The sequence below is a fragment of the Roseofilum sp. Guam genome (assembly GCF_017746735.1).
GTDB classification, from domain to species: Bacteria; Cyanobacteriota; Cyanobacteriia; order Cyanobacteriales; family Desertifilaceae; genus Roseofilum; species Roseofilum reptotaenium.
Genome location: NZ_JAGHZN010000002.1, coordinates 118,703 through 129,359 on the forward strand (window position 1 = coordinate 118,703; position 10,657 = coordinate 129,359).

Here is a 10,657-nt window from a genome sequence, read left to right on the forward strand (position 1 = left end):
ATAAATAAGAGGACGATATGAAGTGGTATAAATACATATTTCATTTCTCTCTTTTTTGAGTTGTCTGATGAGATTTACAGTCCCGAATCGCAAAGGTTCATTAAACCATACTCTCAATAAGCGTGGAACTGCGTTAGGCTCATATCTTGAATGTGATTGCCAACAAATGAGCGTGTCATCTAAATCAAATGATATTTTCACTGAATAGAAATCTATTTTCAGATGTTAGGAGTTATGAAGCATTCAAAGAACTTCATGTAGGTATATAGCGCTTCGCGCTAGGGAATAGGCAATAGGCTTGCTTTGCAATAGCTTGTATGGCTTAGGTTCTAAGGCTTCAAGCTGTACCTGAGAAACGCTATAGTATCGGGAATAAAACGAAAAACATTACCAGCTATTGCCCAAATCAATGGATTAGACAATGGGATTAAAGGAGTCCTATCAGATAGCTTGTCTGGAGAAAGTGAAGAAAAGTTTATCAGGAAATTAGAAAAATTAGGACTTGAGTATATGGTAGCCATACGAAGCAACCATGGGGTCTAGCTTCCGCCTGGAGCAAGGTTAAGAGCGAATCGATAGAGAAAATTTGAGTGCATGATGAGCGATGAAAAAAAAAGAAATTCGTTACGTCCGAGAAATTATTTTTGGCAAACGAGGTAAGCGTACTTATTGGGAAATTACAACAGATCCAGAAACTTTTTTCAACACCTCCCGCAAGGCAAAAGCAAACTTCTCATGCGTTCCGCGCCAACTCCTCTAACACATTCAACGGTAATTCCAGCCTGGCTTTCCCCCGCACTTCCTGCAACAGCACCAACCAATCCGCCGCCGTCAACACCTGCACTGGCTCATTGCCCAGAGCCTGGCTAAACAAGCCGGTAACCTGCCCATCCTGGATCGGGTCAAATTTATCAGAATCAACCGCTTTCAGCTCTTCAGCGATATTTTTCCAGTGTCTGACGGTATATTTAGCCAGGGATACCATCCTCTTCTTCGATGCCCGATAAGTCCCCGCCTCAGCCCTCGCCTTAATCAGCCATGCGATCGCCAACAATACCATCGTTGCTCTTTATTCTATTGCCTATTCCTGATTCTACATCTCGTAGGGACGAAACATTTTTCGCCCCCATGATTAGCGGTTATGGGTTCATAGTCGCATTTTCTTTATTGCACTCTCGTGCATTAGAAACCGGAATAGGACTTAAATGTACCTGTTCAACCAGGGGTGTATATCCCAACCAACACAGAGAACCAGTTGTAAACTGTTGCGGACAACCACTGACACCAAAGCGGGTAGGCTTAGGTGCATAGGCATTCCGCAAACCTAGCAAATCCAGCTCTTGACCTGTTGCTTTGACGACATGAACGGCTGGATTAATCACTTGTACCGATTTGGGCAACAGTTGACGAATTACCGAATCTAAAAGAGGGTAGTGGGTACAGCCATAAACCAGAGTATCAATATTTTGTTGTAGCAGAGGTTGCAAATAGGAGTGCGCGACCTCATAAGTATAGGGGTCATTGATGCGATTTTGTTCAATGAGGGGTACAAACTCTGGGCATCCCACTTGCCATACCTGAACCGTTGGATCAACTTCAATCATGGCTTGACGATAGGCTTGACTGGCAGCAGTTGCAGGAGTCGCAATCACCCCCACCCGTTTACCAACAGCAACAGCCGCTCTCGCGGCTGGTAAAATCAATCCCAGGATAGGAACTGAGAACTCGCTACTAACGGTTTCTAAGGCCAAGGCATTACTGGTATTGCAGGCCATAACTACCATTTTCACCTGTTGGTGTTCCATCCAGGTGATAATTTCTCGTACAAATTGAATAATCTCTTCCGGCGATCGCGTACCATAGGGCAAGCGTGCGGTATCGCCAAAATAAATAATCGATTCCTGGGGAAGCTGACGATACAGTTCGCTCAGAACCGTTAGTCCGCCTACACCGCTATCAAAAACCCCAATTGGTCGATGATTGATGGTCATGATTTCTCTTTACTCCAAATCACTCACTCACACCATGGGGTTTAGCTGCGCCTCCCCCCACTAATAATTTTGCTGAATATGGCGTAAAATGCCATTCGCAATGCCTTGAGCCATCTGGCGACGGAAAACTGGGTTAGCTAACTTCACTGAATCTTCCCGACCGGTGATAAATCCAGTTTCCACCAAGACCGAAGGCATCGATGTTTTCCTCAGCACATAAAATCTAGCACGACGAACTCCGCGATCGCGAATATTTAAAGTTTGCAGGATCGTATTATGGATATCACGAGCTAAACGCTGACCGGTTTGATAGTAAAACGTTTCTAACCCATTTACTTCTGGACGGCTCAGACTAATCGCATTTGCATGAATGCTCACAAATAATGTCGCATTTGCCCTCTCAGCCGTCGCAACTCTTGGTGCTAAATCAATTTCCCGGTCATCGCGACGGGTCATCACGGTTTGTACGCCATTTTGCTCCAAGATAGCAGCCACTTGATTGGAGATATCCATCACAATCTCTTTTTCCAGGAGTCCATTTCCCACTGCTCCCGGATCGCGGCCACCATGACCGGGGTCAATGGCTACCCGAATGCGAGAATTCCGAGGAGGTCTGGGGTTGGAAGGACGAGGATTAGTCGTTGGAGGAGGTAAGGGTTGGGGACGAGGAGCTGGTGGAGGTAAGGGTTTGGCTGGTGGCGGTACATTAATCGCAATGCCATCTTGAGGCGGTGAAGGTGATGGAGGTTGCGTAGGAGAAGGGCCAACAGAAGAATTAGCTGATACGAGTTCCAGATTCGTGGGCCAAGATTGTTGGGCATCTTGGGTAGATAAAGTACCAGTACCCGGAACTGGCATAAGAATCACCGCATAAGATGCTCTTACTGCTTTCCAATCGGGACTTGCAGGAGTCACATCTAGAGTTACTCGCACAATCGAATCCCTATGTTGGCTCATCTGGATTTGCCTTACCCCTCGACTATTAATCACCAAGGGTCTTTGATGTAAATCTTGGGCTAAGGTCACCCCCTCAAAATCGATGGTAATTTGCTGTTGATTGGAGGTGCGTCTAACAGACTTAATTTTGGGATGATCTCCATTCACCCGTAACAAAAAGCTATCACGAGTGACGCGAATTGCTTCGACTACCGATGAGGCGCTGCTAGGGGGAGCGGGTTGAGGAGAAGAGACTGGAGGGGGTGTAATGGGTCGTCTATCCCGTTGAGGATTAGGAATTTGAACGACCCATCGACGAGGGGAAATACCTTGGAATTTAACTTGATTGGGGTCAATGGTATAACCCGGTTTGAGTTCAATGACTAAGCGAGTCGTATTAGAATTGAATTGCCCGGTTCGCACCTGTGCAATCCCAGGAGTATTGACCAATTGTTGACGCAATTGTCTGCCTAACTGAATTCCTGGTAAATCAATCACCAGACGAGTTGGCCCGTAAATGAGTTGCGCTCTCGGTTGGACATTGGTATCGGTAGTAAATTCTAAACGATTGCTTCTGGCATCAAAGCGCCAATTTTGCAAACTGGCTGCATAGACAGGAGATGAAAGCAGCCATAATCCTAAAACACCGGGTAAGAGCCAATGAAGTTTCACGCCATTTCCTCGCTGATGATAGTGATACGCCCTTGCTCATCCGACAATCCCTACATCAGCCTTGGAAGTAAACCCTGATGAGGGCGTGAAACTTTCCTACTGTGCTCTAGTAGTTTTGCCGGACGTACAGCAAAATTCCATTGGCGATCGCCTGAGCCATTTGACTTCTAAAGGCCGGAGTCATTAACCGGGGAGCATCCTGTGCCCCAGTCACAAATCCAGTTTCCACTAATACGGAAGGCATCGAAGTTCTACGGAGAACAAAGAAGCGAGCGCGTTTGACTCCCCGGTCTCTCATCGGTATGCTCCGGAGGATGGAACCTTGAATTGCTTGGGCTAGGCGAAGGCCTGTGTTGTAATAGTACGTTTCCACGCCATTGACATCCGGACGGCTCAGACTAATTGCGTTGGCATGAATACTAACAAAGAGTGTGGCGTTTACCCGTTGGGCGAGATTTACCCGAGGCGCGAGATCGATTTCCACTTCGCGATCGCGGGTTAAAATCACTTGAATCCCATTTTGTTGCAGGATAGCGGCCACTTGGCGAGAGATATCTAACACCACGTCCGTTTCTCGCAATCCCCCAATTCCAACTGCACCTGGATCGCGGCCACCGTGACCCGGATCGATCACAATTGTAATCCGAGAATTGGGAGTGCGTCTGGTCGAAGGCAGAGGCCATTGGACACCTGGTGAGGGACGGCTAGGAGCCGGTTGTGGATTAGCCGGTCGCGGGACGGGTATGGGAACAGTAGAAGGGCGAGGATTAGGAGAAGTGGCGAGGGGAGGGAGTGTTGAACCACTTGACCCCAAAGATAAAGCAATCACCTGAGAACCCGCTTGATTAATCTGTCCCAAGGTGAACCCAGAACGAGGAGTCATGGAAATCACCACAGTTTGCTCGTCAGCCTGTTGGACATCAAAACGAGAAAAGGGACTATTCCCTCCAACGGGAATCGATGGGACATTTTCCCCTAAGCGAGCGGGAGATACTCTTAAGGTATAGACCGAAGGATTAGGCCATTGACCCACCGCATTGACTCTTCCGGTAGCGCGAACCACCAGTTGGGAATTACCTCCAGAAAGTTCGATCGCCTGAATCACTGGTGGTTGAGTTGGATCAAACTGATTAGAATCTGCGGCTGAAATTTGGCGACCCGCAGGCCAAGGTCTGGAACCGGAAGTATTAGTTCCACTCCCTGCCCTGGGAATCAGAACCATACCTAAGCGATTGGGCAAAGCTTGCCAATCCGCACTTTGGGGATTGACATTGAGGGTAATGCGAGTTCCAGTATTATCTCCCTCCAAGGGGCTGAGAATCAGTTGATTCACTCCTCGACTATTAATATTTAAGCGTCTTGGGTTTAAATTATTGGGTAGTGCAACACCTTTGAGATCAATTTCAATTTGACGCTGGTCTGAGGAGCGCTCTACCCTGGCAATGTCTGGCTGATTGGTGGTGCGAATAAAAAAACCATCTCCTGTAACTCGAACGGCTTCAATTTGATTTCCGCTGCGGTTCGGGGAGGGCTGTTGAGCAACCGGCCGAGGGTTGGGAGGCGAAGTTAAGGTTGGGGGAGGATTGGAGCGTGTTGGGGTTGTACTCTCTCGTTGGGGTTGGGGTAATTGTACCGTCCATTGGGAAGCAGAAGACCCCACAAATCTCACTTGACTGGGGTCTAGGGTATACCCTGGAGTCAATTCGATGACGATACGGGTGGTGTTCCGTTCAAATTGCCCGGTTCTAACTTGTTTAATCCCTGGAGTCGATACAAATTGAGAGCGAATTTGATTACCTAAAGTGGTTCCCGGCAAATCAATCACTAAACGGGTGGGATTAAAAATCAGTTGAGCCGTGGGTTGAACTCGCCCATTGGTGGCAAATTCCAGACGATTGTTTCTGGCATCAAACCGCCAATATTGTAAACTGGCTGCTTGGACTGGAGCTGACCACAGCCAGAGTCCTAAAAGGCTAGGAAATAACCAACGCAGTTTCACAGATGGGCCTTTAGAGTGACTAAATTTCATGACGGTTGATGACGGTTGATTGGGAGGAGTGTATAAGTAACAGTCCGGTCACGAGTATATTACAAGTGCTGACTGATTCAACAAAAGGGATGGGGGCCAATCCTGGTTGAGATCGCGATCTCGATCTGACCAGATGATTGCACCCCCATAATCTTTTATTCAATGCTGATTTTAATGCCAATCGGTGGCGATCGCTTCACTGGGTCGTTTCAGATTCGGCGATCGCCGCGGGTTCTTTGCTCGGTTCCCCACTTGATGCTTCAGAGGCCTCTGATTGTTGAAAAGCAACTCTCAATAAGGGTGGGGCAACAAAAGTGGTCAGGATGACCATCACAATAATAGCTGCATCTAAGGATTCGGGTAGAACACCACTTGCCGATCCAACTCCAGCAAAGACTAATCCCACTTCTCCCCGTGGAATCATACCTACACCAACGGCGATCCGATTTACGGGTTCACCACCGAATAGGGTAAAGCCACTGACGACTTTACCAACGATCGCCACAACCACTAGAAAACTGGCAATAATCAGACCTTCGCGGTTACTGGGAACCGCAGGGTTGAGAACAGACAGATCGGTTTCGGCTCCAACGGTGACGAAGAAAATAGGAACGAGCATAAATCCAATCGGTTCGACTAATTCTTCGAGTTCTCGATGTTTTTCCGTTTCTCCCAGAATTAAACCAGCCGTGAAGGCTCCTAAAATGGCTTCGAGTTGAATGACTGCACCGATATAGGCAAAAATAAAGGCGATAATTAATCCACCGATTAATAGAGTCCCTGGGGTAGTGAGTTTATTCAGTAAACCCATAAAGTAGGGCATGACAAGGCGACCCAAGATAATCGAACCAATCAGGAATGCGGCAGCACTGAGCACCAGATAAATAATGCTGGAAACTTCCACTTCTCCTTTTTCCGCTAAAGAGGCGACAATCGCTAGAATAATAATGCCGAGGATATCATCTAATACGGCTGCACCAATGATGATTTGTCCTTCTTTGTCATTCAGATGTTTGATTTCTGCCAAGACTTTAGCCGTAATTCCAATACTGGTGGCGGTTAAGGCTGCACCGGCAAAGATGGCAGGAATACTCGGTACATGGAAAAGATAAATCAGTCCCAATGTACCGGCTAAAAACGGGACAACGACTCCCGTGACCGCCACTAAGGCCGATTGGACTCCGGCATCAATCAGTTGTTTTAAGTCAGATTCTAAACCGATTTGAAACAGGAGAAAAATAACCCCTAATTCTGATAAAACGGAGATCACTTCACTTTGAGCGAGAAAAACACCGTTAGCTCCTTCCGGGGTCAAACCGGCTGTTTTTTCCAGCAACGTAATAATTAGGGATTCCTCCGCACCTGCCCCGCCTTCTGGAAAGACCAACAATTTGAGGACAGAAACCCCAATAACGACCCCTCCCAAGAGTTCTCCAAGGACGGGAGGCAAGTCAAGGCGGGCGCATAATTCACTACCAATTTTACTGGCTAGATAAATAGTAACAAGGCTCAGAAGAACTCCAGCTAAGACGAGGGTGGCGCTGGGTGGCTCTTGGCTTTCAGTTGCTGTCGCTAACAAGGGGGTGAGACTGGTTGGGGTGTGAGAAAACACCCAAGGGAATATTTCAACCATTATATGATTTAACTGATCGATGTCTACTGTACAGGTTCTTTACAAATGTAAAGCAAATCTGAAGAAAAGCGAAAGTAAGAGTTTCACATGATTGGGATTAGAATACGCGATGGCTTAAACTGGGCATTTGTTGACGCACTTGTTGTAAACGGTTCGGATTGATTTCGGCGATCGCCACTCCAGGTTCTTCTCCAGCATCGGCGAGAATAATCCCCCAAGGGTCAATAATCATAGCGTGACCGTGGGTTTTGCGGCGAGCATAATGGCAGCCGGTTTGGGCTGGTGCGATACAATAACAGGTGTTTTCAATCGCTCTGGCTTGCAATAAAACTTGCCAATGGTCTTTTCCGGTATAAGCGGTAAAAGCAGCCGGAACAAACAAAACCTCAGCGCCTTGCTCAGACAAAGAGCGATATAATTCTGGAAAGCGCACATCATAACAGACGGACAATCCTAAGTAACCGAACTCCTCAGACTTGTAGATAGGAGACACTTCAGTTCCTGCTTCCACCGTTAGGGATTCCTGGTAGGTATTTCCATCAGGCACATTGACATCAAACAAGTGGACTTTATAATATCGGGCGACTTCTTCTCCATTAGCATTAATCAGCAGAGCTGTATTATGAACTTTATCACTGCTCACTGGGATAGGAAATCCACCCCCTAGGAGAGTCACTTGGAAGCGTTGGGCCATTGTTTTGAGAAATTTCTCAGTTTGCCTAGCAATAGAGTCCGCTTGGGCAATTTTTTCTGCTTCTATGCCCAAGAAGGGGAAGTTTTCTGGTAGGGCGATCAGTTCTGCCCCTTGACGTTTGGCTAAATCAATGAGGTCTTCCGCTTCAGCGAGGTTTTTCTCCAGATCGGGGACACTGGTCATCTGGATAGCGGCTGCTCGATAGGGTTTCATGGTCTGAACTGGATGTGAGGAATAAACTATCTAGGATACCTGTTAGATGGGCATTAGGGGAATAGGGAAAAGGCAATAGACAATGAGGAGAGACTCCAGAGACTCCAGATATAGATATATAGAGATCGTAGAGAGAATAAGTTACTCCCAACTCCCAACTCCCAACTCCAGAGTGCTGACTCCTTACGGAACAGCGAAGAGCTAAGTTGTAGTTACTCGTGCTATTGAGATGCAAGTGCCGATATTGCTTAAGTATTATGACGGATCAATTTCAAATGAATTCAGACTGGTTCCCTCCAGGTTACCCCTTAGACATAGAACTGCTCGAAGCTCTATTGTCGAATCAGGAACGAGTTTACCCGTGGAATCACTCAATCTTGGAGGACGAGGTTTATTTCTCCGAAATCGAGAATTTGATGGAAATACACACTTCAGAGATGGTGGCTGATTTGGATGAAGGGTGTCACGAATTTTATCAAACGTTGGATAAGGTATGGGAGTCATTACAACCCGTAGCAGCGAATCGTTTAAACTCTCAATTACAAGGGAAATTTAGCCAAATAGTTCCCCAGTCTGTACTGGAAACGATTGCAGGTAAGGCAGAGGAATTAACTACGTCTTCAGCATCCATGGCCGATCAGTTAATTCACTGTGTCCAAGATAGCTTATCGCAGTGGGATATTGAAGATCTATTGGTCTTAGCTCGTCCCTTTGCCTATGCGATGCGGGGAGAAGAAGAAAAAACGGCTTTAGACCGGGTGGTGAAAAAAGCGAGTACCCTAGATTGGGAATCCTGTTCAGAGTTGGACAGAGCAAGATTAACTTTAGCGGTGGCTCGTTATGCGATCGCCTATCGAGATCAACCGATAGATCCAGTTTAGATTAGGGGATCTACTCTTTAATTCGAGTCGCAAAATTTTGCGATCGCGTGGGAGAAAGGGCACGGGCTTTCAAAATAGCGGCAGCTAGAAAGGCATAAGATAGTACACCAATGGCCGCTAAACAGATCAACCCAGCGAATAGAGACACTTGGGAGGCGACAAAAGTTCCCGTCGTATTCCAAAGTCCATGTAATAAGGCAGCACTCCCATAGCCAATGGCTAGGATCTGCCATCGCTGCTTGGGTTTCAGGACACTCAGGCCGATAAAATAGCCTAAATAGCCGCTATAGGCTAAATGTCCAGACACCGATCCCAAAATGCGAGGAATTAATAATTGTAGTCCAGCGAGTTGTCCCATATCGCCTCCAGAAATGGCGGCAATACTTTGAATTTGGGAGGGCACATACAAGCCTAGGGTTTCAATTAAGGTGAAACCAACGGCAGAAGCGGTACCAATTAAGATGCCATCCAGGGGTTCTCGTACTCCCCAGGTTTGGTGAGTAGAGACAAAGCGGAATTTACCCCAAAAGAGAACGAGGAAGATGGGAAGAGCTTTGATCAACTCTTCTAACAGCCCTGTCCCTAGGGTTTGACGGGCTAATGTGGGTAACAATTGGTCTCCAGTTGCCCATCCTGCCAGGCCTTGGTAGAAGAGGGGAGCAAGGAGTTGCACGAGAGGAATGGCGAGTAGGAGTGTCCAGATGGCCGATCCGAGGAGCAGCCACCAGGGTTTATGTTTACCGCAGAGTTGATAAATATAGGTATAAGCGATCGCTGCTAAATAGGCTCCTAAAACCAGATTAAACAGTTCTGGAATCCTGAGGAAAAAGAGTAACACCGCCACTAGAGCGGTTAAACTGGCAGGGATGAGATAGGCTTTACGGGTTAATTCTTGTCCAGTGGAGAAGATGGGAAACAGTTGGGTGAGGGTAACTGACTGAGTAGCGACGGGTTGAGAAATACTAGAGTTAGAGACTAAGGTAGGAGTTGGGACAGCGTTTCGAGAGCGCAATTCAACTTCAAATACTGGCCCCTTAAGACCGAGCATAATGCGATCGCCATTCTTTAAGCAGTGACATCCCCTTAACAGACTTTGGTTAACATAGGTTCCGTTAGCACTGCCCAGATCGCAAACTTCCCAATGGTTGTCTATTTGAGAATACCGAATCACCGCATGTTTGCGGGAGACGATCGTATATTGGTGGGCATCCAGGGCAATTTGGCAACTGGGATCGCGCCCAATGATCATCTCTTCAGTTTCCCATAGGGGATATGGGGGATTAGATTGGGTTCTTCCTAATCCCCGAATCAATTTTAAGAATCCTTGAGGCTCAGTCCCACTCATACAGCGCTACGCGCTAGACAATAGGCAACAGGGAGTAGAGGCAAAGAATTTTTCGCCCCTACTTATAATCAATAACAGAGCAAACGTCCGTAAATTTAGCATCAGTTTACCGAAATAGAACAGTTACTGGTTGTTGTTTGCATCCTGAACAGCCGCAAAAAAAGACCAGCCCGTGACTGGGATACTGTTATCTAAGCTAAAAGGTCACCCTTTTAACTCGACTTCAGAACGGAACGTGAAAGTTTCCCTTCATTCCGCTCCTG

General features: G+C 47.0%; 8 protein-coding genes and 1 pseudogene. 2 read left to right on the forward strand and 7 right to left on the reverse strand.

Going from position 1 to position 10,657, the window contains the following annotated elements:
- Positions 1-426: 426 nt before the first annotated feature.
- Positions 427-697 (forward strand): annotated as a pseudogene (locus J7529_RS01170) (IS701 family transposase); the annotation flags it as partial.
- Between the two features lie 36 nt (positions 698-733).
- Here J7529_RS01170 and J7529_RS01175 read toward each other — a convergent pair.
- From J7529_RS01175 to J7529_RS01200, 6 genes are all read right to left on the reverse strand, one after another.
- On the reverse strand, positions 734-985 hold the full coding sequence (locus J7529_RS01175; protein WP_318727473.1) for a hypothetical protein: 252 nt from the start codon (positions 983-985) through the stop codon (positions 734-736).
- A 154-nt stretch (positions 986-1,139) separates the two neighbouring features.
- Complete coding sequence (murI, locus tag J7529_RS01180; protein WP_318727474.1) at positions 1,140-1,991, reverse strand: glutamate racemase; 852 nt, start codon at positions 1,989-1,991, stop codon at positions 1,140-1,142.
- 60 nt (positions 1,992-2,051) lie between these two features.
- On the reverse strand, positions 2,052-3,599 hold the full coding sequence (locus tag J7529_RS01185; protein WP_318727475.1) for an N-acetylmuramoyl-L-alanine amidase: 1,548 nt from the start codon (positions 3,597-3,599) through the stop codon (positions 2,052-2,054).
- Between the two features lie 106 nt (positions 3,600-3,705).
- Positions 3,706-5,628, reverse strand: a complete 1,923-nt coding sequence (locus J7529_RS01190; protein WP_318727476.1) for an N-acetylmuramoyl-L-alanine amidase — start codon at positions 5,626-5,628, stop codon at positions 3,706-3,708.
- Between the two features lie 196 nt (positions 5,629-5,824).
- Positions 5,825-7,261 (reverse strand): cation:proton antiporter, encoded by a 1,437-nt coding sequence (locus tag J7529_RS01195; protein WP_318727477.1) that lies wholly within the window; start codon positions 7,259-7,261, stop codon positions 5,825-5,827.
- 97 nt (positions 7,262-7,358) lie between these two features.
- The gene (locus J7529_RS01200) at positions 7,359-8,168 is read right to left on the reverse strand and encodes a carbon-nitrogen hydrolase family protein (RefSeq protein ID WP_271939888.1); all 810 of its coding nucleotides are present in this window, start codon (positions 8,166-8,168) and stop codon (positions 7,359-7,361) included.
- Positions 8,169-8,425: 257 nt separating this feature from the next.
- On the opposite strand from J7529_RS01200, the gene J7529_RS01205 reads away from it, so the two are divergent.
- Entirely contained in the window at positions 8,426-9,049 is a 624-nt protein-coding gene (locus tag J7529_RS01205; RefSeq protein WP_318727478.1) for a hypothetical protein, read from the forward strand.
- Positions 9,050-9,059: 10 nt separating this feature from the next.
- Here J7529_RS01205 and J7529_RS01210 read toward each other — a convergent pair whose 3' ends face one another.
- Complete coding sequence (locus J7529_RS01210) at positions 9,060-10,394, reverse strand: PrsW family glutamic-type intramembrane protease (RefSeq protein WP_318727479.1); 1,335 nt, start codon at positions 10,392-10,394, stop codon at positions 9,060-9,062.
- Between the last annotated feature and the right edge of the window lie 263 nt (positions 10,395-10,657).